The sequence below is a fragment of the uncultured Rothia sp. genome, assembly GCF_916049665.1.
Taxonomy (GTDB): domain Bacteria; phylum Actinomycetota; class Actinomycetes; order Actinomycetales; family Micrococcaceae; genus Rothia.
On record NZ_CAJZIE010000034.1, the window covers coordinates 1 to 23,814 of the forward strand.

Sequence of the window (23,814 nt, forward strand, 5' to 3'; positions counted from 1 at the left end):
CCTGTAAAAAAACCCTAAACAGGGTGTCAGTAAGCTGTGAATTTACCTGATATCTTGGAAGTAACAGACGAACAAAAGCAGTCGGTGAGCACACAGTCATGCCCGGAAGCTGAGGATCACAATGACCCATCAGAACCCGGAAGCTCGCCGTCGCAGCAGGAGGTTATTCAGTGTTGAATGGTTCTAAAGGAACCCTCTACCGCGGCCGCTGGGGCATGTGGTCCTGGGTTGCTCATCGCATTACCGGTATCGCGATTTTCTTCTTCCTTCTTGTACACATCCTGGATACTGCCGTCGTGCGTATCTCTCCGGAGGCCTACAACGGTGTACTGAGCCTGTACAAGAACCCCATCATGGGCCTGGGTGAGACCGCGCTTGTCGCCGCCATCGTCTACCACGCGTTCAACGGTATTCGCATTATCCTCATTGACTTCTGGGGTAAGGCAACCAACTCGCACGTGGAGCACATCCAGGCGAAGAACAAGGACGGCAACGTCGAAATCAGCCAGAAGGCAACTTACACGCACATCAAGATTCTCTGGGTTGTGCTTTTCCTCTGGGCAATCACCGTTGCTGGCTTCGCAGCACGTCACCTGCCGATCGTTTTCTCGCACATGGGAGGTCACTAAACTATGGCTACTCCGCTTAAGCCCCGCACCTATGTACCCCGTCTGCGTGACAACCGCATCGACGGTGTGAAGTACAACCGCTCCTCCTCCAAGCGCAACAACTTTGAGATGTTCGCTTGGCTGGGTATGCGCCTGTCCGGCGTCGTACTCGTCGTGCTGATTTTCGGCCACCTGTTCTCCAACCTCATGGTCGGTGACGGTATCCACGCCATCGACTTCGGCTTCGTGGGCGGCAAGTGGGCGAACCCCTTCTGGCAGGTCTGGGACCTGCTGCTGCTCTGGCTGGCTATGCTGCACGGTGCTAACGGCATCCGCGTCATCATCGATGACTACGCAGAGAAGGACCGCCTGCGCGTTTGGCTGAAGGTGATCCTCTTCGCAGCATGCGCATTCGTCCTGCTGGTTGGTACCCTCACCATCTTCGCGTTCGACCCCTGCCCCTCCGGCGCAGCGGCTGAACTGCTCCCCAGCTTCTGCTCGGCACGCTAACGGCGACGTATCCGAGACAAACGAAAACATCTAAAACACAGAAAGAACATCATGCAGGTACATAAGTACGATGTAGTGATCGTCGGTGCCGGCGGCGCAGGTATGCGTGCCGCCATTGAGGCCGGTCAGCGAGTTCGCACCGCGGTACTGACCAAGCTATACCCCACCCGCTCCCACACCGGTGCGGCACAGGGTGGCATGTGCGCCGCTCTGGCTAACGTTGAAGAGGACAACTGGGAGTGGCACACCTTTGACACCGTCAAGGGTGGCGACTACCTGGTCGACCAGGACGCAGCAGAAATCATGGCTAAGGAAGCTATTGACGCTGTGCTCGACCTGGAAAAGATGGGTCTTCCCTTCAACCGAACCCCCGAAGGCCGCATCGACCAGCGCCGCTTCGGTGGCCACACCCGTGACCACGGTAAGGCTGCTGTGCGCCGCGCATGCTACGCAGCTGACCGTACCGGCCACATGATTCTGCAGACCCTCTACCAGAACTGCGTTCGCCACAATGTGGAGTTCTACAACGAGTTCTACGTTCTCGACCTGATCCTGGTCAAGGACGAAGAGGGCAAGCCCCGCCCCGCCGGCGTCGTCTCCTACGACCTGGCAACCGGCGAGGTTCACGTCTTCCAGGCTAAGTCCGTGATCTTCGCATCCGGCGGCTGTGGCAAGATCTTCAAGACCACCTCCAACGCACACACCCTCACCGGTGACGGCATGGCTATCGCACTGCGCGCAGGTCTGCCCCTGGAGGACATGGAATTCGTTCAGTTCCACCCGACCGGCCTGGCTGGCCTGGGCATTCTCGTGACCGAGGGTGCTCGTGGTGAAGGCGGTATTCTCCGTAACGCTGACGGTGAGCGCTTCATGGAGCGCTACGCACCCACCATTAAGGACCTCGCACCCCGCGATATCGTGGCACGTGCAATGGCGAACGAGGTGCGCGAAGGCCGCGGCTGTGGCCCCCACAAGGACTACGTGCTGCTGGACCTGACCCACCTGGAGCCCTCGCACATCGACGAGAAGCTGCCCGATATTACCGAGTTCGCTCGTACCTACCTGGCAGTGGAACCGCACCACCAGCCCATCCCGGTGTTCCCCACCGCGCACTACGCAATGGGCGGTATCCCCACCAACAACGAGACCGAGGTCTACCGCAACAGCGAAGAGACCATCCCCGGCCTCTACGCAGCTGGTGAGGTTGCTTGCGTGTCCGTCCACGGTGCAAACCGTCTGGGCACCAACTCCCTGCTGGACATCAACGTGTTCGGTAAGCGTGCAGGCCGCAAGGCTGCAGAGTACGCAGCATCCGCTGAGTTCGTACCCGTTCCGGACGACGCAGCAGATCGCGTTCTCAACATGCTCAACGGCATCCTCGAAGGCAAGGGCACCGAGAAGGTCGGCGCTATCCGCGCAGACCTGCAGAAGGCTATGGAAGCTGACATGCAGGTGTTCCGTACCGACGAGACCATCCGCGCAGCACTGGCAACCATTGCTGAACTGGAAGAGCGTTACAAGAACATCTCCATCCAGGACAAGGGCAAGCGCTTCAACCTCGACCTGCTCGAGGCTGTCGAGCTCGGCTTCCTGATTGAGCTGGCGAAGGTCATGTCCGTTGGCGCGCTGCACCGTAAGGAATCCCGTGGTGGTCACTACCGCGAGGACTTCCCCAAGCGTGACGACGTCAACTTCATGAAGCACTCGATGGTCTACCTCGACCCCGAATCCGAGTTTGAGGGTGTCAAGGGCCTGCGATTCGAAACCAAGCCCGTTGTCTACACCCGCTACGAGCCGAAGGAGCGTAAGTACTAAAATGGCTGAAAACGAACTCCCCGAACCGGAATCCGTCAAGCTGTTTGAGGGTATGACCGGCGGCGACTCCGATTCCATCCCCACGTACGATGTGGTCATCAAGATTCGTCGCTACAACCCGGAAGTTTCCTCCGAGGCGTACTGGGATGAATTCCCGCTGACCATGTACCGCACCGACCGCGTGCTCGATGCCCTGCACAAGATCAAGTGGGAAGTAGACGGCTCCGTCTCCTTCCGCCGCTCCTGTGCACACGGTATTTGTGGCTCGGACGCAATGCGCATCAACGGCCGTAACCGCCTGGCTTGCAAGACCCTGCTGAAGGACCTTGACCTGTCCAAGCCGATTACCGTTGAGCCCATCAAGGGTCTGCCCTGCGAAAAGGACCTCATCGTTGACATGGAGCCCTTCTTCCAGGCATACCGCGAAATCATGCCGTTCTTCATCAACGACTCGAACGAGCCTGAGCGTGAGCGCCTGCAGACCATTGAGGACCGTGCACGTTTCGATGACACCACCAAGTGCATCCTCTGTGCAGCATGTACCTCGTCCTGCCCGGTCTTCTGGACCGACGGTCAGTACTTCGGCCCCTCCGCTATCGTGAACGCACACCGCTTCATCTTCGACTCGCGCGATGATGCAGGTGACCTGCGTCTGGAGATTCTCAACGACAAGGAAGGCGTGTGGCGCTGCCGCACCACCTTCAACTGCACCGAGGCTTGCCCCCGTGGCATCCAGATCACCAAGGCTATCGCCGAGGTGAAGCAGGCAATCCTGAGCCGCTCGCTCTAATCTGAGCACGCGGTATCAGCTGATACAGCATTGACGATTCAAGCCGTCACCCACACCGGGTGGCGGCTTGAATTGTTTGACAGAAAAGGCCCGGCTGAAAGGCTGAACAGAGCATCAATCGGGGCTCCCGCGCGCACAAAAACTCTTCACAATCTGTCATAAAGTCATAGATATTCTCGAGGGCTGTCAGAAAGGGGGAGTAGGTAGGTAAACCTCGGTGTGCGGCGTTATTCTACTGTGTATGGTTTTCGCTAATTCTCGCTACGATTTGTCCACCCCCGTCTTTGACGACTGGGTGGAGCGCATGATGGGTACCCTCGTGCAGTTCCGCCGCGAAGTGCACGCCAACCCGGAGCTTTCGTTCCGTGAGGTGGCGACTACTGAGCGCCTCATGAATCGACTGCGAGAAGCCGGCATGAACCCCGTTGCTTGCGAAGGCACCGGCTGCTACGTCGACATTGGAAGCGGCCCCTTCGCCCTGGCTCTGCGCGCCGATATTGACGCTCTGCCCATTGTTGAGCAGACCGACCTGCCCTACGCATCCACCGTGCCCGGTGTGATGCACGCTTGCGGCCACGATATTCACCAGACCGTCATGCTCGGCGTGGCGCTGGCACTGCACGAACTAAACGAGAAGACCCCGCTGGGCCGTAGCGTCCGCATTCTCTTCCAGCCCGCTGAGGAGCAGCTGCCCGGTGGCGCGGTGCAGATGATTTCGCAGGGTCTGCTCAAGGACATTCCGCGTGCCTTCGCTCTGCACTGCGACCCGAAGGTGGACCTGGGCCAGATTGGTACCCGTATCGGTGCGATTACTAGCGCCTCCGATACTGTGAAGATTCACCTGAGCGGTCACGGCGGTCACACCTCCCGCCCGCACCTGACTGAAGACCTCATCTATGCGATGAGCCAGATTGCTGTACAGGTTCCCGCCGTGCTGACCCGCCGCACCGACGTGCGTTCGGGCGTGTTGGTGGCATGGGGCCAGGTCAGTGCCGGTGTTGCCCCCAACGCTATCCCCGCCGAGGGCTACCTGGCGGGCACTATGCGTTGCCTGGATGTTGAGGTGTGGCGCCAGGCGGGCAACATGCTGGATGAAGTCATCGAGCAGGTTGCCGTACCCTTCGGCGTGAACGCGCGTGTGGAGCACATCCGCGGCGTGCCCCCGGTTGTCAACACCGACCTGGAAACCACCATGCTCGAGAACGCAGCCCGCGCCGAACTGGGCGAGGACTCCATTGTGCTGGTCGAGCAGTCCATGGGTGGCGAAGATTTCGCGTGGATGCTGCAGGAAGTTCCCGGCTCCATGTTCCGCCTGGGTACCCGCGCCCCCGGCGACCCCACCTACGATTTGCACCAGGGCGATTACGCCCCGAGCGAGCAGGCGATCGGCATTGGTGTGCGCGTCATGGCGGCAACTGCCCTGCGTGCCGTCCGTTTTGAGCTGGCGAAGGCTGCGAAGGCGGCGAACCCCATCCGCGATGAGGCACGCTAAAGAGCTTTTCGAAAGCTTATAAGCCAGGCTTGAAAGTACGACTATATAGTCGCATCAAGCCTTGAAAGCTGTACAAGTTTCACCCCGTTACCTCTCACCGAGTGACGGGGTGAAACTCTATGCACGCGATAGAATTAAAAGGATTATGAGGACATTTGCGTTATGTTCCCGACCCCGTGCCCACACACCCTCGGGGGATGAAGGAGGTAGCGCATCATCACACGGCGCACGCCGGAGGAGGACACCCAATGAGCTTCTTTGGAATCGGCAAGAAGAAGTTGGATGAACAGTCGCGCGAAGAACAGAGCGCCGAAACTGCTAAGGCTCAGAAAGAACAGGCAAACGAAGACGCTCCCAAGAGCGCACGACTGAGCGAAAAGATTATGGAGCAGCAGCAGTGGGAGGATTCTCTGCGACGCTTCGTGAAGTCTGAGAGTGCCCGCCACCAGAATCATGAGGAAGAGCAGAGCGAAGAGTACCGCGCTGTTGAGGATCTCAAGCGTGCCCTTCTGCACGGTGACGAGAAGGTTGAAGAATTTTCTGCCGCTGAGGAGCTGACCGAGGAACAGGCGGAGGAGCAGGAGCGTCGTAGCCTGCTGGCGGCGCTTGGCGCTTTCCCCCAGGAATCTGGGGAGCCTGTTGAGACCGAGCAGGTCGCTGAGGTCCAGGACGTTGAAGAAGAAGCCGCCCCGGTTGCTGAGCCCGCTACTCCCGCGTTCCTGCGCGATGACGAGGAGGGCGCTGGTGGGGGTGCATCTACCGAGGCTGAGGAATCTAAGGATGCCGCTGAGGATGCGCGTTCCCATTTTGAGGAGCACCTGCGTGCGCTGCGTGCCCAGAACACCGAAGATACTGCCGCTGAGGTCGCTGAGGAGACTGCAGTTGAGGCAGAGGGCGGCGAAGAGCCCGAGGTTGTCGGAGCCTCTGTAGAACCCACCGACAACAAGTCTGAGAACGCTCATTCTGTATCTGAGCCTGCATCTGAGGATGCTCCCGCTGATGCTGAGGACTCCCTGACCGTAGAAGACATGAGGGAAGCCCGCACCCGCGCCGCCGTCACCGAGGCACAGAACGCCGGTCTGGACGACTTGGCGGCCGCCTACGCTGCTCGCCTGGGCATCACCCTCGATAGCGAAGAAGAGACCTTTGGTGAGGTCGCCTCCGATAAGGTAATCGCTGAAGAAGCTCCTGCTGATGAGGTAGTTGCTGAGGAAGCAGAGCCCGCTGAGGCACCCGAGTCCACTGAAGCTGCTGAATCTGTCGAAGACGCTGAGGCCTCTGAAGCACCCGCACCTGTTGCTGAGGTTGCTGAAGACTTCGAATCCGAAGAGACCGTTGACCTTACCGCAGGTGTAGAAGAGGCTGCAGAGCCTGTTGCCGCTGGTGAGGAAGAGCCGATTGAGGCTGTCGTTGAGGCACCCGAACTGCTGGCATCTGAACTTACTGAGGAAGAAGACGCGGTCTCTGACGAGACCGAGTTGCTCTCCGCTGTATCCGTTGAGGAGAAGCACGAAGCGTCCGTCTCTGAAGCGCTCGAGGCTGAGGGTTTCGACGCTGAAGAAGAGAACACCGCAGAGCTGATCTTTGACGCCTCCGCTGTTGAAGAAAGCACCGCGGAAGAAACCGCTACGGAAGAGCCTGCTACCAAGAATGAGGACTCTGCATCTGAGGAAGCTGAAGACACCGACTCTGAGGAAGACAAGCCCGCCAAGAGCGCCTCTGTAGCTCCTGCTCTTGCCGCTGTTGCCGCGCCCGTGGCTGCTACAGCTGCCATTGCCTCCGCCGCAAAGGCTGAAAAGGCTGAGGAGAAGGCAGAAAAGGGCACCTCTCAGGGTGTCGCCCTGACCGCAGAGGCCATCGACAAGAAGGAAGCGGAGAAGCAGGAGGCTTCCGCTCGCGAAGAGTTCGCTCAGGAGCCCGCTGCAGAGTTGAAGGAAGCTGAGCAGAAGCTCAGCGAAGACGAGGCAGAGCTGGTTGCCGAGTCCAACATCCTGAACGAGCCCGCAGAGGGCGCAGCGACCCTGCCCGCTCTCCCCGAGCAGCGCGCTCTCCATGGCCTCACGGAGCTCATGCGAACCCGCGGTTCGGGCACCATGAGCCTGGAACTGCGCCAGGTAGATGAAGATATGCACTATCGTCTGCTGCACCGCGGCCGTGAGATTGAAACCGGCATTGTCGTGCCCGGCGTTGACTGGTTTGCACCCGTTGCGGCACTGTACACCGAAGCTCAGCAGGCCGGCGCAACCTGGAACCGTGCGGCGGTATCCCTGAATCCGCGCCTGGGTGACGGCCTGGAGGTCCACGCATCCTACCTAGGCGCTGTGGACGGTCAGACTATTAGCGAGAGCTTCCTGCTGGAAGGCTCCGCCGTCGAGGCTAAGCCTGTTGCGACCGCTGAGGCCGCTGAGGCTACTTCGCAGGAGGAGACTCAGGAAGCTGCTGTTCAGCGCGTTGACTCGGTTGAGGCTGAACGTGAGGCTATCGAGCGTGAGCTTGAGGCTGAACTCGCTGAGAAGCAGGCGGCTAACGAGGCTGAGGCCGCTGTTGAATCCATTGAAGAGCCCGTTTCTGAAACTGCTGAAAAGGGTGCCTCTTCGGGTCTGCTGCCTGCCGCCGGTCTTGCTGCGGCCGGTACCGTAGCGGCTGGTGCTGCTGTCGCCTCCGCTCAGGAGAAGGACGAAGCACACGCGGAGGAGCCTGCTGCGGCTGTTTCTGCTGAGCCCACCCAGGCTGATGCTGAGCCGGTTGAGTACGAGCACGATTACGAGAACGACCCGGTCTTCGGCGCTGCCAGTGTAGAGCCCGAGACTGAGCAGGCTGAAGAGTCTGTCGCTGAGGCATCTGAGGCTTCTGAGACCTCCACTGAGGAGCTTGATGAGTCTGGTGAAGACATGGAAGCCGCCCTGGCTGCCATTGTTGCCAATGCTCAGAAGAAGCTGGATGCAGAGGAAGAAGCTCCTGCCGCTGAGGAAGCCCACGCTGAGGAAGCTTCGGCTGTCGAGGAACAGAAGGCTGCCGCTCCCGTGGTCGCAGAGTCCTTCACCCTGGACCGTACCCAGCCCGTTGAAGAAGCTGCAGATGAGCCGGTTGCAGAGCAGACCGAAGAGCCCGCCCTGCCCGCGTTCCTGGATGACTCTGAGCTGCTGGCCGAGCACGAGACCTCCGCTGCTTCCGCTGAAGCGCACGCTGAGGCACCTGCCCTGGAAGACGCTGAGCCCGTCGCTGAGAGCGCATCTGTGGCTCCCGGCCTGGCTGGTGCTCTTGCCGCAGCTGCCGCTGTGGGTGCCGCCGGCGCCGCTGCGAAGGCAACCGAAGCAAAGGCATCTGAGCCGAAGGCTACCGAGGTAAAGGCTCCCGCCGCTCAGGAAGAGCCCGTTGAGAAGGCCGCTGAGCTCAAGACCGTTGAGGTGACCCCCGCGGCTAAGATTGGTGAGGCTCCCACAGCGGTTGCGCCTGCATCCGAGGCTGCCGCTCAGGCTACCCCGGCTGCACCCGCTGTAGCTTCTGCACCCGCCGCTCTGCCGGAGACCGCCCCCGCGGGCCTTTCCTCCAGCATCTCAGCGTCGGCTCTGAGCGAGCTCAACCAGCTGCCCACCATCGTGGCTGAGCCGGATACCCCCTCCGCTGCGGCTCAGAGCCCGCTGGTTCCCTCGGAGACTCAGCTGGCAATCGGCAACCTGGTTCTGACGGAGGCTCAGGTCGCTCAGCGTCTGGCGCCGGTCGTCGAGCACCTCTTCGGCGAGAACGGCACCGCAAAGGACGCCACCACCGTGCTGATTCGCGTGCGTGCGCTCGGTTCCTACTACGATGCTCTGACTCACGTGCGTCGCAACGGCTTCTGGGAGCAGGTCCGTACCTTCGAGCTGATTCCCGAGACCCTGCTGGACATCCCGGCGCTGAAGACCGACTCGTACAGCGAGGGCGAGGGCTCGCCGCTGGCCATGAGCCTGACCTTCACTCCGGGCGTGCCGGTTCAGGCGGCGTTCGACTATGCGAATGAGCAGGCGTTTGTCACCTACCCGCGTCCGCTGGATGTTGAACGTTACGTTGAGGAGCTGCGTATGTTCCCGCGTCTGGGTTCGAAGATTCCGGCTCATATGACGAGCGCTCTGTCGCACTGGAACCTCTAAACCCTGTTGAGGTGCGCCGCGCCGGCTCCCCGTGTGGGGGTCGGCGCGGCGTGCTATGTTTGTCATTTTTTCGATGAGGAAGATTGTTATGACTGATACCCCTAATACGCCTGACGCTTCTGCAGTGCAGAACGTTCAAGACACCGCCGCCCGTGCGGCTGAGGCCTTTGGCACCCTGGTGGAGACCATGGCGCTGTTGCGTGCCCCCGGCGGTTGCCCGTGGGACGCTGAGCAGACCCATGCCTCCCTGATCCGCTACCTCGTGGAGGAAGCCTACGAGGTTGTTGAGGCGGTGGAGACCGGCGGCGAGCCGAACATGCCGCTGCTGCGTGAAGAGCTCGGTGACGTGCTGCTGCAGGTGGTATTCCACTCCGATATTGCTGCGGCGAACCCGCAGGGCTTCGATATTGTGCAGGTGGTTGAGGGTCTGGTGCAGAAGCTTCGTTCGCGCCACCCGGACGTGTTCACGGCTGAGTCTGAGGGCTCTTCGGAGGCGCCCCGTACCGCAGCTGAACAGCAGGCGGCGTGGGATGCGTTGAAGAAGAAGGAGAAGAGCGACCGCGGTGCGCTGGACGGTATTCCGCCGCATCTGCCAGCGCTCGCTATGGCTGAGAAGACTGCTGTGAAGGCGCGTAAGGCGGGTATTATTCTGCCGCCGGAGCCGACGAGCATGGAGGACGACCTGCGCTACATGCACACTGAGGAGGAATTCGGTGAGCTGCTGTTTGCCCTGGTGAGCCGTGCACAGCGTAACGGCTTGGATGCCGAGCGTGCCCTGCGTTCGTACACTCGCCGTTACATTGCTCAGCACACGCATGATGAGCCGAGCTTCTAGACACTCCGGCTGATGTGTTTTTGGAGGCGCCGTGGAACCTGTTCTCTGAGGGAATAAGAGGTTCCGCGGCGCCTTCCGTTTGTTTGGGGTCGTGTTGGGTGGCCGCAAGGATGCTCAGGGTGCTTACCCCTGCATTTGGGCTCATGTTGTGCTTTGGGCGGGTACCCACACCCTCCCAATGTGGGGGAGTGTGGGTCTTGTTCCGCTTTGTAGCGCGCGACTAAGGGTTATTGAGACCTTCATTAAGGCGATAAAAAAGCGGTGGCAACTAGTGTGTTTGTGTGGGAGTTTTGCTAGAATTTAGGGGACGCGACTTGTCCACTACCGGGTGAGCCGTTCACATCCTTGACATCTCATAAGGAGAACAATTCATGGCTGTTATTACCGCAGTTCACGCACGCCAGATCCTGGATTCCCGTGGCAACCCGACCGTTGAGGTTGAGGTTCTGCTCGAAGACGGTGCTTTCGCACGCGCAGCTGTGCCCTCGGGCGCATCCACCGGTGAGTGGGAGGCTGTTGAGCGCCGCGATGGCGACAAGTCCGTATACCTGGGCAAGGGCGTTCTGGGTGCAGTGAAGTCTGTTATCGAAGAAATCGCTGAAGAGGTCATCGGCATTGAGGCTTCCGACCAGCGCGCTGTTGACGCAGCCATGATTGCTCTGGATGCAACCAACAACAAGGGCAAGCTGGGCGCAAACGCAATCCTGGGTGTCTCCCTGGCTGTTGCTAAGGCAGCTGCTGAGTCCGCTGACCTGCCCCTGTACAAGTACCTCGGCGGCCCGAACGCTCACGTTCTGCCCGTCCCCATGATGAACATCCTCAACGGTGGTTCTCACGCAGACTCCAACGTTGACATCCAGGAGTTCATGATTGCTCCCATCGGCTTCGACAACTACTCTGACGCTCTGCGCGCAGGTGTTGAGGTTTACCACTCCCTGAAGTCCGTGCTGCACGACCGCGGCCTGGCAACCGGCCTGGGCGACGAGGGTGGTTTCGCACCCAACCTGGAGTCCAACGCAGCTGCACTGGACCTGATCGTTGAGGCAATCGAGAAGGCTGGCTACAAGCCGGGCGAGCAGGTTGCACTGGCACTGGACGTTGCTTCCTCCGAGTTCTACAACGACGGCGCATACGAGTTCGAGGGCCAGAAGAAGTCCGCAGCTGAGATGAGCGCATACTACGCTGACCTGGTTGCTAAGTACCCGCTGGTTTCCATCGAGGATCCCCTGGATGAGAACGACTGGGAGGGCTACAAGACCCTGACCGAGCAGATTGGTGACAAGGTCCAGATCGTTGGTGACGACCTGTTCGTGACCAACCCCGAGCGCCTGGCTCGCGGTATCGAGGAGGGCGCAGCTAACGCTCTGCTCGTGAAGGTGAACCAGATTGGTTCGCTGACCGAGACCCTGGACGCAATGGAGCTGGCTCAGCGCCACGAGTACCGTTGCATGGTTTCTCACCGTTCCGGTGAGACCGAGGACGTCACCATCGCGGACCTGGCTGTTGCAACCAACGCTGGCCAGATCAAGACCGGTGCTCCCGCACGTTCCGAGCGCGTTGCTAAGTACAACCAGCTGCTGCGCATTGAGGAAGAGCTGGGCGACGCAGCTGTTTACGCTGGCAAGTCCGCTTTCCCCCGCTTCAAGGCATAAGTTACTGAAGCATCCGACCGCGTGAGCGGTTAGGTTTCAAGGAGGCGGTGCTACCCCGTAGGGGAGTGGCACCGCCTCCTGCTCTGTGTTGAGGCTAGTAGCGGCGATAGCGCACGAGGTGGAGCCCACACGATGCCGCATGTAGCGCCTGCAACATAGCGCCGGGGAAACCCTCCGAACCCGGTAGAATATGAAGGAAGCGTTTAGCGGTACAGAACGGAACGAAGGATAGGGCAATGAGCCAGCGAGCAAACCAGCAGACCCGGTCGCACTCTACGAGTTCCACCGAACCCGCTCAGGGCGCTACCACCTCCGAAGAACCGCGTGGCGCCGCGAAGGAAGCTGGCACCTCCCTGTTGAAGAAGGCCAGCGCCCTCTTCTTTGGTGTGGGTTTGAACCAGCGTCACCCTGAGCGTGAACGTCAGGCGCAGGCTCGCCGTGAGGAACGTGCCCGTCGCCGCGCCGCGGCGCAGCAGGGCCGTGAAGAGGGCGGGTACGACGCCCCCGTGGCGGCTCACATGTTCTCCGGCCGTAGCTTCTTGACCGCTGTTGTGGTGGGCGTGATTGCGCTCGGTACCGCATACCCGGTGGTCACCTACATTGACCAGGACCGGGAAATTAAGCGAATCAACACGCACATTTCTCAGCTGCAGCAGGAGAACGCGCAGCTGAAGGCGGAGCAGACCTGGTGGAATGACGACAACTATGTTCGCCAGCAGGCACGTAGCCGCCTCTACTATGTGAACCCCGGGGACACCCCGTACGTTGTCACCGGCATTACCGAGGACTCTACGAAGGCGGACGGCACTTCTGCGAACGCGAAGAACGCCCCCGAGGAAGCCTGGACCACCAAGGTTTGGAATTCTCTCGAGAAGAACTAGCCCCAGCTGCCGGCAGGAACCCTGCCCAGGCAGACACCCGGCATCAGTGGACGAGGCGACCCCTCGTCCCAGAAACTTAGGATTATGAGCACCGAAAACACCATTGAAGAGCTGAAGGCACGCACCCCCGGCGGCTTCGGCGTAACTGTTGAAACCCTGACCCCCACCGAGCAGGACATCCGCGTCCTTTCCGCGCAGCTGGGCCGTAAGGTCCGCGACGTGGTTGAGATTCCGGCACGCTGCGTGTGCGGTAACCCGCTCGTGGCTGCTACCGCGCCGCGCCTGAGCAACGGCACCCCCTTCCCGACCGTTTTCTACCTGGCGCATCCGGTGATTACCGCTGCGGCTTCCCGTCTGGAGGCGGGCGGTCTGATGTACGAGATGACCGACTCGCTGGCTGAGGATGCCGACCTGGCGGCACAGTACGCTGCCGCGCACGAGAACTACCTGGCTGAGCGTGAGCGCATTCGTCTGATTAACGGTACTGATGAGGTCCCCGAGATTGACGGCATCTCTGCTGGCGGCATGCCGACCCGCGTGAAGTGCCTGCACGCTGTGATTGGCCACACCCTGTCGGTGGGTCGCGGTGTGAACCCGATGGGTGACCGCGGCCTGGACGCTATCGCCGAGTGGTGGACCCCCGAGGTCTGCTCCTGCGACCCCGCGTGGCGTGAAGAAGCCTAAATAATTGATTCTGGTGCGCCCGCATCGTCGTCAGTGACGGTGCGGGCGCATAATAGATAGAAGAAAGAGCGCCGAAAAGCGAAAATTTTCGCCTGCGGCGCTCGCGTTGCCTTTTGGCACTGATTGGTATTGAAGACCTGAAAGGAACCCACCGTGCGCGTTGGAGCGATTGACTGCGGTACGAACTCTATTCGCCTGCTGATTGCTGATTCCACTACTGAGGTGGTGGACGGGGTCGAGAAGACCGTCCTGAAGGACGTGGTGCGTGAGATGCGCATTGTGCGTCTGGGGCAGGGCGTGGACGCGACCGGCTGGCTGGCGCAGGAGGCGCTGGACCGTACTTTCGCTGCGGCGCGTGAGTATGCGCAGCTGCTGAAGGAGCACGGCGCTGATTCTGTGCGTTTCGTGGCGACCAGTGCGACTCGCGATGCGGGTAACCGCCAGGTGTTCGTGGATGGTATCCGTGAGATTCTGGGCATTGAGCCCGAGGTCATCAGCGGTGATGAGGAAGCTGCGCTGTCCTTCGCCGGCGCGGTGCGCGCTGTCGGTTACGGCGATGGCGACACCCTGGTGTTCGACCTGGGCGGCGGTTCGACTGAGTTCGTGCTCGGTGACGAGTCGGGTGTGAAGGCTTCCCGTAGCGTCAATATTGGTTGTGTGCGTCTGACTGAGCGTCACATGATGAGTGCCCCGTCGACTGAGTCCCAGATTGCTCGCGTTGAGGCTGATACTGATGAGGCTCTTGAGGTGGCTCGTAAGACCGTGCCCCTGCAGGATGCACGCCGCGTGGTGGCTGTGGCTGGTACCGCAACCACCGTGGCTGCTGCCGCCCTGGGTCTGGACCGCTACGATTCTGAGGCTATTAACGCTCAGAGCTTCTCCGTGGAGACCGTTCAGAAGACCGCCCGCTGGTTGGCTTCGCTGAGCCGTACTGAGCGTGAGGAGCTCGGCTACATGCACCCCGGCCGGGTGGATGTGATTGGTGCCGGCGCGACGATTTACGCCCGCATCTTGACCCGTCTGAATGAGATGACTGACGGTGCCGTTGATTCGGTGACCGTCAGCGAGCACGACATTCTGGACGGTATCGCTCTGTCCCAGCTGTAGGCTTGAGCGCTCGCGCCGTGAACCGATGGTGGTTCACGGCGTGGCTCAGCTTGAGGAGTTTTAATGGTTCGTTCTGAGCATCTTCGTTCTGAGCGTCGGCGAGGTACGCCCCTGACCGGCTGGTTTGTTGCGCCGTCTTTTGCTTCTGGGTCTCGTGTATGTGGTGCGCGCGCCTCGGTTGTTTCTGATCGAGGCGCTTCTCGCCGTGCCCGCAAGGTTGCTGCTCTGGGCGCTAGCGCCGCGTTGACTCTTCTGCCGCTGTGGACCCCGCTGGCGCCTGCCGCCTGGGCGACGGACCCGACGCCTTCAGCTTCTGCGTCCCCGAGCCCGAAGCGGGAGGTGACGGCGACTCCTTCGCCGTCGGGTACTGCGGTTCCGAAGACTTCGGCAACTCCGAGTAAAGGCACGTCGACCACGAATGGTGATGATGTTCGTCACCGCGAGTACTGGCTGAAGGAGTACGGTATTACGTCGCTGTGGTCGCAGGCTACGGGTAAGGGCGTGACGGTTGCCGTAATTGATACGGGCGTGGATGGTACCCACCCGGATCTTGAGGGTAACGTGCTGCGTGGTACCGATGTCTCGGGCGTGGGTAGCGAGGACGGCTGGAAGGGCCTGGGTGCTGAGCCGATGCACGGCACGGAGGTTGCTTCTCTGATTGCCGGTCACGGTCACGATACGCAGGGTTACTCTGCGATTGCGGGTCAGCCGGGTAAACCGACCGGCATGATTGGTGTGGCTCCCGAGGTGAAGATTCTGCCGATTTCGCTGAATATGGGTACGACCGGCGGCAAGAGCATTGATGAGCAGATTCCTGCGGCGGTGCGCTACGCGGTCGACCACGGGGCTCAGATTATTAACATGTCGATTGGTTCGAATAAGACGAGCTGGCCGCAGAGCTGGGATGAGGCGTTTGCCTACGCTGAGCAGAAGGGCGTGCTGATTGTTGCGGCTGCGGGTAACCGTGGTAGCGGCTTGACTCAGGTTGGTGCTCCGGCGACGATTCCTGGCGTGTTGACGGTGGGTGGTATTGACCGGAATAAGCAGGTTTCTGAGGGCTCGTCGACTCAGGGCATTTCGATTGCTGTGGTTGCTCCGAGTACGGATATGATTGCGGCGGCTCCCGGTAATGGGTACATGCTGTGGTCGGGTTCTTCGGCGGCAGCCCCTCTGGTGACGGGCGTTGCGGCGTTGTTGAAGCAGAAGTATCCGCAGGAGTCGGCGGCTCAGCTGGCTCAGCGTTTGATTGCTTCGGCTGATGATGCTGGTGCGACGGGCCGTGACCCGTTGTACGGCTACGGTGTGTTTAACCCGCAGGATGCGATGGCTTTGCCTGCGCCTAAGGTGACGGCGAATCCGCTGGGTTCGATTTCTGAGTGGATTGCGGTGCATCGTAAGCAGCAGGTGAGTGAGCCGACTCCGAGTGATGCTGCTCCGGTGCATGAGGAGGGTGAGAGCATTGTGAAGGCGGCTGCGCCGGATGCGCGTCGCCCTCCGGAGGATCGTGGCTGGTTGCCGCCGGTGATTTTGGCGGCTTTGACGCTGTGGCTGACGATTATTACGGCTGGTTCGGTGCATCGTTTGCACAGGCTGCATGTAAGTGCGGGTGAGGCTGCGCGGATGGCTCGTGCGGCGGCGCATCATCCGGGTTCTCATCAGGGTTCACGTCGGGGCGCTCGCCGGACCTCTCGTTAGCATCGTTTGATTGCGTTTTTCTGTTCGCCCGGGGCTGACTTTTGAGTTAGTCCCGGGCTTTGTGATGCGGGGGCTGGCTTTCGACGGGGGAACACCCCAATAAACGAAAATATCGAACATACCGCGCAAAAAACGGAAAGAGTGATTTAGACCGTAATCCACATCACGAGATGAACCCTGTTCATATCTTCAAAACTTTTAACTTAGGGTCAGCTCAAAGGGGCCATAAGTGCGAAATCACCTAAACAAAGGCGTAAAATAAAAGACAACAGGTATGTGATAGACAGGCTCGTGCTGCTAGCCACTTCGCGTTGCGCAAGGACTTCCAGAGCGAGCCGCTTTGTTCGTCAGGGGAGCTTTCGGAACGAGCCGAAAGTTGCACATATCAACCTACCGGGGCTACCGAACCTCGGTACCTAAAGACTAGGAAGTAACAAAATGGCATTCACTAAGGTGGCACAGGACCGTCCTCGCGTCCTGATCGTCGGTGGCGGCTACGTCGGCTTCACCGTTGCTAAGAAGATTCAGAAGGCTATCAAGGAGACCGGTGGCGTCGTCACCATCGTTGAGCCGAACCCCTACATGACTTACCAGCCCTTCCTCCCTGAGGTTGCAGCAGGTTCCATGGAAGGCCGTAACGCAACTGTGCCGCTGCGCCAGCACCTGCGCGACACCGAGCTGATTCCCGGCCGCGTTGTCTCCATCGACCACGCAAACCGCACCGCTGTTGTTGAGCCCACCGACAACGGTGAGCCCTTCGAGCTGAAGTACGACGAGATTGTTCTCGGCGCAGGCGCTGTGACCCGTGCATTCCCGATTCCGGGTCTGGCAGAGGTTGCTATCGGTCTGAAGACCATTGAAGAGGCAGTCTCTGTTCGTAACTGGGTTCTGGACCGCATCGAGGTTGCATCCATGCTGTCCGACGCTGAAGCTCGCCGCCGCGCCCTGACCTTCGTTGTTGTTGGTGGTGGCTTCGCTGGCGTTGAGACTATCTCCGAGCTCGAGGACATGGCACGCGTTGCTGTGGAGCGCAACGAGCGTCTCTCCGTTTCTGACCTGCACTTCGTCATGGTTGAGGCTGCACCGCGCATCATGCCCGAGGTTCCCGCAGACCGTGCCGAGAAGGTCGTTGCAGAGCTGCGTGCACGCGGCATCGAGATCCTGCTGAATACCTCCCTCTCCGACGCAACCGACGGCAACCTGCAGCTGATCAACATGGCTGACAAGTCCCCCGCAGGCGAGATTAAGACCGATACCCTCATCTGGACCGCAGGTGTGGCAGCATCCCCGATGCTGAAGAACACCGACTTCCCGATCGACGAGCGTGGCCGCGTTCGCGTGGGCGCAGACCTTCGCGTCACCGGTGACGACGGTGTGGTCGAGGGTGCTTGGGCTGCAGGCGACAACGCTGCTGTTCCGGACCTTTCCGGTGGCGGCGTGGGCGGCTTCTGCGTTCCCAACGCTCAGCACGCTTCCCGCCAGGCTGTTGTTCTGGCTAAGAACCTGCTGGCTGCTCGCCGCGGCGAGCCTCTGACCGACTACTACCACGAGACCATTGGTGTTGTGGCAGGTCTGGGCCTGTGGAAGGGCGTTGCAAACTTCAAGGGCAAGACCATTGGCGGTCCGCTGGCATGGATCATGCACCGCGGCTACCACGGCTCTGCAATCCCCACCACCGAGCGTACCGTTCGCGTTATGACCACCTGGGCTCTGAACCAGATCTTCGGCCGCGACACCTCCTCGATTCGCCACCAGCGCTCCCCGCGCCTGGCATTCCAGGAAGCAACCGGTACTGCACCGGCACGCCAGAAGGCAAAGCTCTAAAATAGCCTGACTTAGGGGTATGCCCCTGAGATAGCGCATTTGAGATAAAGCAATGGGCGGTGTGGAAGACCTTAGTCTTCTGCACCGCCTATTCTGCGCCTGGGTGCTTGCGAGCTGTCTAGCTTAGCCGCCCACCGGTGCTTTTGCATGATGCTTGCTGAGGCAGGGTGCGGGGAACTGCTTGAAATGTGTTTCCGCTTAGGTTCGAGTGCGTTTTCGTGGAATAATAATTACTTGTGTCCCGGACTGTTCGGGATACGCCCTCATAGTCCAATTGGCAGAGACAGAGGACTTAAAATCCTTGTGTTCTGGGTTCGAGTCCCAGTGGGGGCACAGCATAGACGCGCGTAGATGTGCGGTATAGATGGGCGGCGGCTCTTCCCGTGGGGGAGGGGCCGCCGCTTGCGTATCTGAAGGTTTACATATCTGGGGTTTTGTGGGGGTGAAAAGGCGATGCCCCCGACCAGTTCGGTTGCCATGGGGATGCCCACCTGCTCGAAGGAAGCGATGGTACCCGTGGGCTCCACTCTCAAAAACGCCCGCATACCGTCTTCCGGAGCTCAAAAACGTGAGACCCTAGAAGAGACACCGCCACAGACGCACCCCCGCCTGAATGGGGTAGCAGAGTCAGAAAGGCACAGCATGCAGACTAAGCCCTCAATTATCGCCGTCGATATGGATGGAACCTTCCTCACCGACTCCAAAACCTTCGACACCGAACGGTTCGCGCGCATCCTGCCCCGCCTGCAGGCGCAGGGAATCCACTTTGTCGTGGCGAGCGGAAACACCCACGCCAAACTGCAGGACTATATGCGCGGTTTCGAGAATCAGGGCCTCACCTACATTGCTGAGAACGGTGCTTACCTTGCCGATGATAGCGGTCAGCTTGCCGTGCACCCCTTTGAAGAGGAGGATGTCCCACGCATCATTGAGGTAGTGCAGGGGCTGGACCAAATCGGTCTGCTGGTCTGCACCACCGAGGGTATTTACCTGCCCAAGGATCGTTGCGACCAGATCGTGCACATGATTCGCGGCTATTTTGAAGACACCGGTCAGGAGCTTCCCGAAACCCTCACCCTGGAGGACTTTGCGGCGTTCTTCTTCCCCGGCTCGGTCATGGTTGACTCTATTGAAGATTTTGAGGGTGCACCCATTAAATTCCCGCTGCTGACCCCGCCAAAGCAGACGCAGCAGCTGAGCGTCTACCTGCGCGAGGCTCTTCCGCAGACCGTCACCCCGATGGTGAGTGGCTTCGGTGCCATTGACCTGGTGCGTACCGGTGTCAATAAGGCGACCGGTCTGAAGGACCTATGCGAGCGTCTGGATGCTGATCCGGCGGGCATTCTTGCCTTCGGTGACGGTGAGAACGACATGGAGATGCTCCGCTACGCGGGCTGGGGTGTTGCTATGTCTAACGCCCCGGAGGTTGTGCGAACTGCTGCTGACGAGGTGATTGGCTCGAACGAGGAACAGGCAGTTCTGGAGTATCTGGAGCAGCTCCTTGATCGTTTGGAAGCTTCGCACTAGACGCTTCACAAAGAGACGCGCAGAAGCCTTTGCATGCGGGGCGGCGCGGGCCTGGGTGAACCTCAGGTAAACACCGCCCTGAAATATTCTGGCAAGGTCGCTAGAAGCCCATGCTGGTAACGAACAGCGCCCGTGAGCACAGAATCTATCCGATATAATTAACAGAATTAGTTTTGTACCCGTTTAAGGAGAGAAAGATGGCGGGAAACCCGCTTCTGAATTCAATGACGAAGAATGTCACTCAGGGTGACTCTCGTTTCGGTCGTTTTGGTGCGCAGCCGCAGCAGACCAGCCAGCAGGCGCAGTACGGTCAGCAGGCACAGTACGGTCAGCAGCAGACCTATGGCCAGTACGGTCAGCAGTATGATCAGCAGGGCTACGGCCAGAACACCTACGGCCAGCAGCCCTATGGCCAGCAGTATGGTCAGCCCCAGTACGGTCAGCAGGCACAGTACGGCCAGCCGTACGGTGAGGCTGACTACGGCGTAGCAGCCCCCACCTACTCGGAGCCCATCCCCGCCGGTGAGCGCCTGACCATGAACGATGTCTTGGTTAAGACCGGTATCAACCTGGGCCTGGTCGCTGTCGGTGCCGCTGTTGCATGGAATGCACCGGTGCTGCTGCTCCTGGGCATGGTTGGCGGTCTGGTCCTGGGTCTGGTGAACTCCTTCAAGAAGAAGGTTTCCCCGATTCTGGTCATGACCTACGCGCTCATGGAAGGTCTGCTACTCGGTGGTCTGTCCGCTGTTGTGGATATGCGCTACCCCGGCGTGGCAGTTCAGGCGGTTCTGGCAACCCTCGTGGTTGCGGGTGTGACCCTGGCTCTCTTCGCCAACGGCAAGATTCGCACCACCCCCAAGCTGAATAAGATTTTCATGATTGGTGCGCTCAGCTACCTGGGTTACGGCCTGGTGTCCATGCTGACCGCGGGTATCTTCGGTTCCTCGCTGAACAGCTTCTCTATTGGTGGTATTCCGCTGGGCCTGGTGGTTGGTCTGTTCGCTGTTGCGCTGGCAACCTACTCGCTGCTGCTGGACTTCACCACCACCTCCGAGGCTGTGGAGGCTGGCCTGCCCGAGCGTGAGTCTTGGCGCCTTGCTTTCGGCCTGACCGCTTCTCTGGTCTGGCTGTATGTTGAGATCCTGCGTGTTCTCATGTACCTGGCAAGCATCTTTAGCAACGACTAAAGCTCACTTTGAGGCGGCGGTACCGTGATGGTGCCGCCGCCTTTGCCGCTTTACTTCCCCGATGTATCGAGGCGCAGGGGAGGGGCGCAACAACATCACCACATACCGCCTCCGCTGGGGCAGCCGAAGCTGCCCCGCGCGGGCGCGACACCGATAACGAGTTGGAGACACCGTGAAAATTACACCTGTTGCAGAAGAGCATGTAGCCGAGGAGGAGCGCGGCTACCGGGTGCCTTTTGCTATGGAAGTTGCTGGTGCTTGGGCGTGGCGCATCATTATGATTGCCGGTGCCGGTTGGATCCTTTGGAAGGGCCTGGGGCACGTCTCCCTGCTGGTTATTTCTCTTCTGGTGGCTCTGCTGCTGGCGGCTCTGCTGAGCCCCGCCGTGATGCTTCTGCGTAAGAAGGGCGTTCGTGCCGGTGGCGCGGCGGCTATTGCCGAAATCGGTATGATTCTGGTGCTCGCCGGTATTATTTCGCTGACCGGTCAGCAGATTCTGCGCGGTTTTGTGTCCATGGCGGATAAGGCGATGCAGGGCTACCAGCAGCTGATTGGTTGGCTGAAGAACCTCGGCTACGAGTTCGGTGCAGACCAGCTGAACCAGCTGCTGGAACAGATGGAGAGCGCTGTAACCAATAACCCCAGCTCCGTGCTGCACGGTGTGTCTCAGGTGGGTTCGACTGCGGCTGAGGTTGCAACCGGCACCCTGCTGACCCTGTTTACCCTGGTCTTCTTCCTGATGGAGGGTGAGCGTATCTGGCTGTTCGTCACTCGCCTCTTCCCGAAGGACGCGCGTGCCGCAGTCAACGGTGCGGGTCGCGCGGGTTGGAAGTCCCTGGGTGCGTACGTGCGCGTTCAGATTCTGGTGGCGGCTATTGACGCTATCGGCATCGGTATTGGTGCCGCAATTCTGGGTGTTCCGCTGGCTATCCCGCTGGGTGTGCTGGTCTTCCTCGGCTCCTTCGTTCCGGTGATTGGTGCCCTCATTTCCGGTGCTGTGGCTGTGCTGCTGGCGCTGGTTGCTCTGGGCCCGGTGCAGGCGCTGATTATGCTCGGTATTGTTCTGCTGGTTCAGCAGCTCGAATCCAACATTCTGCAGCCGCTCATTATGGGTAAGGCTGTCTCCCTGCACCCGCTGGCGGTTATTTTCTCGGTGGCTGGTGGATCCATGATTTTTGGTGCGGTGGGTGCTCTGTTCGCTGTGCCGACTCTGGCTGTGGTCAACGCGGTGGTGCGTTACCTGGCGAACCGTGACTGGGAGAAGGAAGCACCTCGTGAGGAGGAGTTCCTCTTCCCGCACGAGGTGGCTCGCCGCGAGCAGGCTGAGGAGAAGGCCCAGGAACGGCAGGAGAGCGTCAAGAATCTGGCCTCCCGGGTGCCGAGCCGTCAGAAGGCTGAGGAGCCTGAGAACCAGGCTTCCGAGGCTTCGGACTCCTCCGAAGACTAGGGGCCTGCATCGAGCGGGAGGTTTTGGCGTAGGGCACCCCGCCACCCTCGATAACGCACCGCTAACTCGTCCCGGCGATACCGCCGGCCGCGATGCCGTCTACGGCGGTGTCTCGCCAGGGGGCTACTTGCGACCGGGTAGCCCCCTTCGCTGTACCCATCCTCTAAAATGGGATGAGCAATACATCACCATCCCGCGCCCGCGGGACAACGCACCGTCAGAATGGAAAACCCGTGAGCGTAGATCTCGACTCCCTGCCCGTGACCATTACCGATATTGAACGTGCCGCAGAGCTGCTCGAAGGCGTTATTGAACGCACCCCGGTCGCCCATTCGCGTGCCCTGAGCCAGCGCCTGGGTTCCGAGGTGTTCTTCAAGTGTGAGAACCTGCAACGCGCCGGTTCGTTCAAGGTGCGCGGCGCGTATGTGCGCATGGCAAAGCTCTCCGAGGAGGAGAAGAAGCGCGGCGTCGTGGCGGCGAGTGCAGGTAACCACGCTCAGGGTGTGGCTCTGGCTGCTGACCGTCTGGGCATTAAGGCTCGCATTTACATGCCGCTGGGTGCGGCACTGCCTAAGATTACCGCAACCCGCGATCACGGCGCTGAGGTTGAGCTGCACGGCCTGACCGTGGATGAGGCTCTGGCGGAGGCGAAGCGCTACGCCGAAGAGACCGGCGCGGTGTTCGTGCACCCCTTCGACAATGAAGACATTATTGCCGGCCAGGGCACCATCGGTCTGGAAATCCTGGAGCAGGTTCCGGATGTTGACACCGTGATTGTGGGTGTTGGCGGCGGCGGTCTGCTGGCTGGCCTGTCCGCTGCTATCCGCGCGAAGGAACAGAAGCTCGGCAAGAAGATCAAGATTATTGGTGTTCAGGCGGAGCACGCGGCGGCGTACCCGCTGTCGCTGGCTGCGGATGCTCTGGTGCCGTTGAAGAAGGTTTCCACCATCGCTGACGGTATTGCGGTGGGCCGCCCCGGCCAGATGCCTTTCTCCATCATCAAGGAGCTGGTGGATGACGTGGCGACCGTGAGCGAAGACGATATTGCTCGCGCCCTGATCTTCCTGATGGAACGTAACAAGCTTGTGGTGGAGCCTGCCGGTTCGGTGCCCGTGGCGGCGCTTATGAACGGTAAGCTGAAGGAAGAGTACGGCGACCTGGGTACGGTCGTGTGTGTGCTCTCCGGCGGCAATATTGACCCGATGCTGATGCTGAAGGTGATTCAGCGCGGTCTGTCCGCTGCTGGCCGCTACATGACCGTGAAGATGATGCTCTCTGACCGTCCGGGTGAGCTGGCGACCATCTCCCGCATCATCTCTGAGAACGATGCGAACGTGACCGGTGTAGACCACACCCGCGTGGGTGGTTCGCTGTCCATGGGTGACGTGTCGATTACGATCGACATGGAAACCAAGGGTGTGGAGCACTGCCGCCAGGTGATTGCCGCCCTGGAGGATGAGGGTTTCAAGCCCATTATCGTCTACTAAGCCGATATATTTATTGACCCGGCGAGCTGTAGTAGTTGCGTCTGAGCCTTATAGGCAGATCGTAATTCAATAGACAAAAACCGGGTCAACAAAAACAGTGCGGGGTGCTGACCGTTGATGGTCAGCACCCCGCACTGTTTTGT

Annotated in this window: 17 protein-coding genes and 1 tRNA gene; all 18 read left to right on the forward strand. The window is 60.1% G+C overall.

Annotated elements, in window-relative coordinates; all coding sequences use genetic code 11:
* The first annotated feature begins 170 nt into the window (after positions 1-170).
* The 18 genes from sdhC (at position 171) to ilvA (ending at position 23,671) form a co-directional block, all read left to right on the forward strand.
* Positions 171-629, forward strand: coding sequence for a succinate dehydrogenase, cytochrome b556 subunit (sdhC, locus tag QZ540_RS04575; RefSeq protein ID WP_005506819.1), 459 nt, complete (start codon positions 171-173; stop codon positions 627-629).
* 3 nt (positions 630-632) lie between these two features.
* A complete protein-coding gene (locus QZ540_RS04580; RefSeq protein ID WP_005506820.1) occupies positions 633-1,118 on the forward strand; it encodes a succinate dehydrogenase hydrophobic membrane anchor subunit in 486 nt (161 codons plus the stop codon).
* Positions 1,119-1,169: 51 nt separating this feature from the next.
* Positions 1,170-2,933: a succinate dehydrogenase flavoprotein subunit gene (gene sdhA, locus QZ540_RS04585; protein WP_049350037.1), complete on the forward strand. Its 1,764-nt coding sequence runs from the start codon at positions 1,170-1,172 to the stop codon at positions 2,931-2,933.
* 52 nt (positions 2,934-2,985) lie between these two features.
* Positions 2,986-3,723 (forward strand): succinate dehydrogenase iron-sulfur subunit, encoded by a 738-nt coding sequence (locus QZ540_RS04590; protein WP_230457270.1) that lies wholly within the window; start codon positions 2,986-2,988, stop codon positions 3,721-3,723.
* 241 nt (positions 3,724-3,964) lie between these two features.
* Positions 3,965-5,215, forward strand: a complete 1,251-nt coding sequence (locus tag QZ540_RS04595) for an amidohydrolase (RefSeq protein ID WP_049354982.1) — start codon at positions 3,965-3,967, stop codon at positions 5,213-5,215.
* 248 nt (positions 5,216-5,463) lie between these two features.
* On the forward strand, positions 5,464-9,345 hold the full coding sequence (locus tag QZ540_RS04600; RefSeq protein WP_294628085.1) for an ornithinee aminotransferase: 3,882 nt from the start codon (positions 5,464-5,466) through the stop codon (positions 9,343-9,345).
* A gap of 88 nt (positions 9,346-9,433) precedes the next feature.
* Positions 9,434-10,180, forward strand: a complete 747-nt coding sequence (locus QZ540_RS04605; protein WP_294628087.1) for a MazG family protein — start codon at positions 9,434-9,436, stop codon at positions 10,178-10,180.
* 371 nt (positions 10,181-10,551) lie between these two features.
* Positions 10,552-11,832, forward strand: coding sequence for a phosphopyruvate hydratase (gene eno / locus QZ540_RS04610; protein ID WP_049341512.1), 1,281 nt, complete (start codon positions 10,552-10,554; stop codon positions 11,830-11,832).
* A 236-nt stretch (positions 11,833-12,068) separates the two neighbouring features.
* On the forward strand, positions 12,069-12,713 hold the full coding sequence (locus QZ540_RS04615; RefSeq protein ID WP_294628089.1) for a septum formation initiator family protein: 645 nt from the start codon (positions 12,069-12,071) through the stop codon (positions 12,711-12,713).
* Between the two features lie 84 nt (positions 12,714-12,797).
* Positions 12,798-13,397 (forward strand): DUF501 domain-containing protein, encoded by a 600-nt coding sequence (locus QZ540_RS04620; RefSeq protein WP_294628091.1) that lies wholly within the window; start codon positions 12,798-12,800, stop codon positions 13,395-13,397.
* A gap of 153 nt (positions 13,398-13,550) precedes the next feature.
* Positions 13,551-14,504 (forward strand): exopolyphosphatase, encoded by a 954-nt coding sequence (locus tag QZ540_RS04625; protein ID WP_070644178.1) that lies wholly within the window; start codon positions 13,551-13,553, stop codon positions 14,502-14,504.
* A gap of 63 nt (positions 14,505-14,567) precedes the next feature.
* Entirely contained in the window at positions 14,568-16,199 is a 1,632-nt protein-coding gene (locus QZ540_RS04630; protein ID WP_294628095.1) for a S8 family serine peptidase, read from the forward strand.
* Between the two features lie 438 nt (positions 16,200-16,637).
* A complete protein-coding gene (locus tag QZ540_RS04635; RefSeq protein WP_049341518.1) occupies positions 16,638-18,023 on the forward strand; it encodes an NAD(P)/FAD-dependent oxidoreductase in 1,386 nt (461 codons plus the stop codon).
* A gap of 259 nt (positions 18,024-18,282) precedes the next feature.
* Positions 18,283-18,356: transfer RNA gene (locus QZ540_RS04640), tRNA-Leu, on the forward strand.
* A gap of 309 nt (positions 18,357-18,665) precedes the next feature.
* Positions 18,666-19,550: an HAD family hydrolase gene (locus tag QZ540_RS04645; RefSeq protein WP_294628098.1), complete on the forward strand. Its 885-nt coding sequence runs from the start codon at positions 18,666-18,668 to the stop codon at positions 19,548-19,550.
* 197 nt (positions 19,551-19,747) lie between these two features.
* Entirely contained in the window at positions 19,748-20,737 is a 990-nt protein-coding gene (locus QZ540_RS04650; protein ID WP_044150729.1) for a Bax inhibitor-1/YccA family protein, read from the forward strand.
* A 172-nt stretch (positions 20,738-20,909) separates the two neighbouring features.
* Positions 20,910-22,184, forward strand: coding sequence for an AI-2E family transporter (locus tag QZ540_RS04655; protein ID WP_070594009.1), 1,275 nt, complete (start codon positions 20,910-20,912; stop codon positions 22,182-22,184).
* A 233-nt stretch (positions 22,185-22,417) separates the two neighbouring features.
* Positions 22,418-23,671 (forward strand): threonine ammonia-lyase, encoded by a 1,254-nt coding sequence (ilvA, locus tag QZ540_RS04660; protein ID WP_294628100.1) that lies wholly within the window; start codon positions 22,418-22,420, stop codon positions 23,669-23,671.
* Positions 23,672-23,814 lie beyond the last annotated feature (143 nt).

What these genes read in the sequence shown, in the direction of transcription:
- QZ540_RS04600 (WP_294628085.1), top strand. Translation starts at nt 5,464, where the DNA reads ATGAGCTTCTTTGGAATCGGCAAGAAGAAGTTGGATGAACAGTCGCGC.
- QZ540_RS04605 (WP_294628087.1), top strand. Translation starts at nt 9,434, where the DNA reads ATGACTGATACCCCTAATACGCCTGACGCTTCTGCAGTGCAGAACGTT.
- QZ540_RS04580 (WP_005506820.1), top strand. Translation starts at nt 633, where the DNA reads ATGGCTACTCCGCTTAAGCCCCGCACCTATGTACCCCGTCTGCGTGAC.
- QZ540_RS04645 (WP_294628098.1), top strand. Translation starts at nt 18,666, where the DNA reads ATGCAGACTAAGCCCTCAATTATCGCCGTCGATATGGATGGAACCTTC.
- QZ540_RS04650 (WP_044150729.1), top strand. Translation starts at nt 19,748, where the DNA reads ATGGCGGGAAACCCGCTTCTGAATTCAATGACGAAGAATGTCACTCAG.
- QZ540_RS04620 (WP_294628091.1), top strand. Translation starts at nt 12,798, where the DNA reads ATGAGCACCGAAAACACCATTGAAGAGCTGAAGGCACGCACCCCCGGC.
- QZ540_RS04590 (WP_230457270.1), top strand. Translation starts at nt 2,986, where the DNA reads ATGACCGGCGGCGACTCCGATTCCATCCCCACGTACGATGTGGTCATC.
- eno (WP_049341512.1), top strand. Translation starts at nt 10,552, where the DNA reads ATGGCTGTTATTACCGCAGTTCACGCACGCCAGATCCTGGATTCCCGT.
- QZ540_RS04595 (WP_049354982.1), top strand. Translation starts at nt 3,965, where the DNA reads ATGGTTTTCGCTAATTCTCGCTACGATTTGTCCACCCCCGTCTTTGAC.
- QZ540_RS04615 (WP_294628089.1), top strand. Translation starts at nt 12,069, where the DNA reads ATGAGCCAGCGAGCAAACCAGCAGACCCGGTCGCACTCTACGAGTTCC.
- QZ540_RS04630 (WP_294628095.1), top strand. Translation starts at nt 14,568, where the DNA reads ATGGTTCGTTCTGAGCATCTTCGTTCTGAGCGTCGGCGAGGTACGCCC.
- QZ540_RS04635 (WP_049341518.1), top strand. Translation starts at nt 16,638, where the DNA reads ATGGCATTCACTAAGGTGGCACAGGACCGTCCTCGCGTCCTGATCGTC.
- sdhA (WP_049350037.1), top strand. Translation starts at nt 1,170, where the DNA reads ATGCAGGTACATAAGTACGATGTAGTGATCGTCGGTGCCGGCGGCGCA.